This is a genomic window from Microbispora sp. CL1-1, assembly GCF_012034195.1.
Classification (GTDB): domain Bacteria; phylum Actinomycetota; class Actinomycetes; order Streptosporangiales; family Streptosporangiaceae; genus Microbispora.
Map to the genome: position 1 here is coordinate 1 of NZ_JAATEK010000241.1, position 286 is coordinate 286.

The following is a 286-nucleotide window of genomic DNA, read 5'->3' on the forward strand; positions in this document are numbered from 1 at the left end:
CATCCGGCTTGTGTAAAACCGCGGCCCTGTGCCGTACACGCAGTCCGAATAGTCGCGCCCGTCCTCGCAGAACTCCGGCTCGTCGGTAACGCCGCCGGAGGCCCGATCGGAGGTGGTGAACACGATCCGCGCGGTCGGGCTCGAGCCGGGAACGTTGATGTTGTGGCCGTAGCTCACCGCGGACACGTTGACGGCCCTGTCGTACTCCGGGTCGCACCTGCTGTCGTAGTCCAGCGCGACCGTGCAGTAGAAGTCTGCTTCCTTGTCGTAGGAGTAGTCGATCACA

1 protein-coding gene is annotated in these 286 nt (G+C 64.0%); it reads right to left on the reverse strand.

What is annotated here, in order from left to right; genetic code table 11:
* A partial coding sequence (locus HCK04_RS40760; RefSeq protein WP_168066736.1) for a hypothetical protein occupies positions 1-286 on the reverse strand: 286 nt, incomplete at both ends.